The sequence below is a fragment of the Micromonospora sp. CV4 genome, assembly GCF_003667455.1.
GTDB lineage: Bacteria > Actinomycetota > Actinomycetes > Mycobacteriales > Micromonosporaceae > Micromonospora.
Genome location: NZ_RCVI01000075.1, coordinates 1 through 2,413 on the forward strand (window position 1 = coordinate 1; position 2,413 = coordinate 2,413).

At 74.8% G+C, this 2,413-nt stretch carries 2 protein-coding genes and 1 pseudogene; 1 reads left to right on the top strand and 2 read right to left on the bottom strand.

Features of this window, described 5'->3' with window-relative positions; genetic code table 11:
- Positions 1–251 (bottom strand): annotated as a pseudogene (locus EAD98_RS00435) (hypothetical protein); the annotation flags it as partial.
- Between the two features lie 16 nt (positions 252–267).
- Complete coding sequence (locus tag EAD98_RS00440; protein ID WP_121652131.1) at positions 268–927, bottom strand: RNA polymerase sigma factor; 660 nt, start codon at positions 925–927, stop codon at positions 268–270.
- A 535-nt stretch (positions 928–1,462) separates the two neighbouring features.
- Here EAD98_RS00440 and EAD98_RS00445 point away from each other — a divergent pair.
- The coding region (locus EAD98_RS00445; RefSeq protein ID WP_147457298.1) for a serine/threonine-protein kinase at positions 1,463–2,413 on the top strand (951 nt) is incomplete at its 3' end.

Genomic DNA, 2,413 nt, shown 5'->3' on the forward strand with positions numbered 1-2,413 from the left:
ATCCAGGCCACCGCGCCGGTGGTCAGCCGACGGCGGTGCGGCCGGGCGGCCGCGGTCGGCGTCGGGTTGGCGCGAGCGGCCCGGAACGCGGCCAGTGCGACATCCTCGCCGGTCAGCTCGCCGGGCCGGGTCGGGCCGGCGGCCGCGGCGAGCAGCCGGGCCACCGGGTCCGCCACGGTCATGTCCGGGTCACCGGTCGCATCGAGCAGCCGTTCGGTCTCGGCTCGCTCGGCCCGCCGGTTCGGGTTCATCCGGAATCCCCTCACGTCAGCCGTCCGCCGGTTCAGCGTGCGACGTCCGCGGGGACCGGCCGGTGCGCGGACGGGGCGGCGCCACGCCCTCGGTGCCCGGCGACGGCGTGGCCCGCGCGGCGTCGGTCGGCGGCGCGACCGGTTCCTGTCGTTCCAGCAGGGCGGCGAGCCGTCGCAGGCCTCGGTGGGCGGCGGTCCGGACGGCGCCGGCCCGGCGGCCGAGCACACGGCCGGCGGACTCCGCGTCCAGGCCGATCACGGCCCGCAACAGGACCGCCTCGGCCTCGCGGGGCGGCAGGGTGGCGATCAGGGCCAGGGCCGCCTCGGTGCCGATCGTCTCGCCCGCCCGCTCGGCGGTGTCCGCGTCGCCGGCCAGTTCGGCGAGCGCCTGCACCGGAACCGGCAGCGACGGCCGGCGCCGCAGCCGGCGCAGATGGTCCATCGCCCGGTTGCGGGCGATCGTGACGGTCCAGGCGCGGAACTCGCCGCCGGTGAAGCTGGGCAGGTCGCGGGATATCTGCAGCCAGGTTTCCGACGCGACGTCCTCGGCGTCCGCGCCGACCAGGGCGGTCAGGTAGCGCAGCAGACCGGGTTGCAGGCTGCGGTAGAGGAAGCGGAAGGCGTCCTCGTCCCCGTCCTGCGCTGCGGTGACCGCCTCCGACAGCTCGCTGGTCATGCGCGCGCCACGGATCGATCGGGACGCCCCGGCCTGATCCGCCGGACCGGCGCATTCCAGGCGGCGTGAACCGTCGACCCGACCAGCTCCCGCACCGCCCCGCCCCTCCGCCCGAACGTGATCACGCCCGCGCCCTGGTGACTTCGGGGGCGGGATGTCCGGACCAGCGCCACGGCGGTCGGTTCTCTACGCGCTGCCCCCCGGCTGGCCCGAGCCGGGCTAACGCTAGGAGGGAACCGAAGGGGGCGACAAGTCGGCACCACGTCACGGAAGAGTGACAATTATCCAACCCGACGGACGGCGCGTCGCCGTAACGGGCGGTGACCAGCGGACGCTCCGTGCGCAGATCGGCGCTTCCCCGCCATCGCCGGGCAGGCGTGCGCCGCCGTGTGTCGGATTTCGTCACAGGCTGTTGCCACAGTGTCACACACCGGTCCATGTCCACACAGGTCAGACCGGATGGACCGGTGGGTACGGCCACCCGGCCGACCAGCCGCGGCGCACCGATCCGGGCCGCTCTGGGTACGGTAATGCTGTGTTGTCATCGGAGGTCGTGCTCAGCGGGCGGTACCGCCTGGACGAACGTGTCGCCACCGGCGGCATGGGCGACGTCTGGCGTGCCTCCGACCTGGTCCTCGGCCGGCAGGTCGCGGTCAAGGTCCTGCTGCCGGCGCTGGTCTCCGACCCCGACTTCATCGCCCGGTTCCGGGCCGAGGCGCGGATCATGGCGGCGCTGCGGCACCCGGGCATCGTGCAGGTCTACGACTGCGGCGAGGACGACCTGCCCGACGGCGGTCGGGCCGACTACCTGGTCATGGAGTTCGTCGACGGCGAGCCGCTGTCCAGGCGGATCGAGGCGGCCGGCCGGCTCGACGTGGCCGAGACGATGTCGATCGTCGCCCAGGCGGCCCAGGCGCTGAACGCGGCGCACCGCGGCGGCATCGTGCACCGCGACGTCAAGCCCAGCAACCTGCTGGTGCAGGAGGACGGCACGGTCGTCCTGGTGGACTTCGGCGTGGCCCGCTCCACCAATGTCACCAGCATCACCAGCACGAACGCGGTGCCGGGCACGGCCCTCTACATGGCGCCCGAGCAGGCTGCCGGCCGGCCCGTCAGCGGCGCCACCGACATCTACGCCCTGGGCGCGGTCGCATACTGCTGCCTGACCGGCGGCCCGCCGTTCACCGGCGACAACCCGCTCCAGGTCGCCGTCCGGCACCTGGACGACGAGCCGCCGGAGCTGCCGCACGACATCCCGGAGGCGGTCCGCGCCCTGGTGTCCCAGGCACTGGCCAAGGATCCGCTCGATCGGTTCAGCAGCGGCGCGGCGATGGCCGAGGCGGCCCGAACGGCGGTGACCGGCGGCGAGCCGCCCACCGCGATGGTGGCGGCGACGCCGCTGCGCAACGCCGGACCGGGCACCCGCACCGACGTGCCGCTGGGCGCGGCGGTGGCCGGCCGTCGGCGCCGCCGGGGTCCGCTGGTC